Here is a 637-nt window from a genome sequence, read left to right as displayed (position 1 = left end):
CGCATGCACCGAGACCAGCACGCCGGAACGCACCAGGAAGGTACCGAGCAGACTCAAAGAGAAGGCCGACAGCGCCAGCAGCACTGTCCAGGCCTTGAAGGTGGCGCGCTTCTCGCTGACCGCGAGCGAATGCAGCAGGGCAGTGCCCGCCAGCCAGGGCATGAAGGAGGCATTTTCCACCGGATCCCAGAACCACCAGCCACCCCAGCCGAGTTCGTAATAGGCCCACCAGGAGCCCAGCACGATACCGAGCGTCAGGAAGACCCAGGCCGCCATGGTCCAGGGGCGGGACCAGCGCGCCCAGGTGGCGTCCAGACGCCCCGTCATCAGGGAGGCGATGGCAAAGGCAAAGGCCACCGAGAAGCCCACATAGCCCATGTAGAGCATGGGCGGATGGAAGATGAGACCCGGATCTTGCAACAGGGGGTTGAGATCGCGGCCATCCACCGGGAAGAACGGCAGGGTGCGAGTGAAAGGATCCGAGGTGAACAGCACGAAGGCGGTGAAGCCGACGGCGATCAGGCCCAGCACCCCCAGCACCCGCGCCACCGCATCGAGCGGCAGGCTACGGCTGAACAGGGCCACGGCCGCCGTCCAGCCTCCCAGGGTCAGCACCCAGAGCAGCAAGGAGCCCTCA

At 65.9% G+C, this 637-nt stretch carries 1 protein-coding gene; it reads right to left on the bottom strand.

Translation table 11 applies throughout. The features are described 5' to 3' along the window. The coding region (locus tag BN1130_RS22785; protein WP_232301899.1) for a heme lyase CcmF/NrfE family subunit at positions 1-637 on the bottom strand (637 nt) is incomplete at both ends.

The sequence above is a fragment of the Aeromonas rivuli genome (genome assembly GCF_000820045.1).
GTDB classification, from domain to species: Bacteria; Pseudomonadota; Gammaproteobacteria; order Enterobacterales; family Aeromonadaceae; genus Aeromonas; species Aeromonas rivuli.
This window is presented reverse-complemented; position numbering and strand designations above follow the sequence as displayed.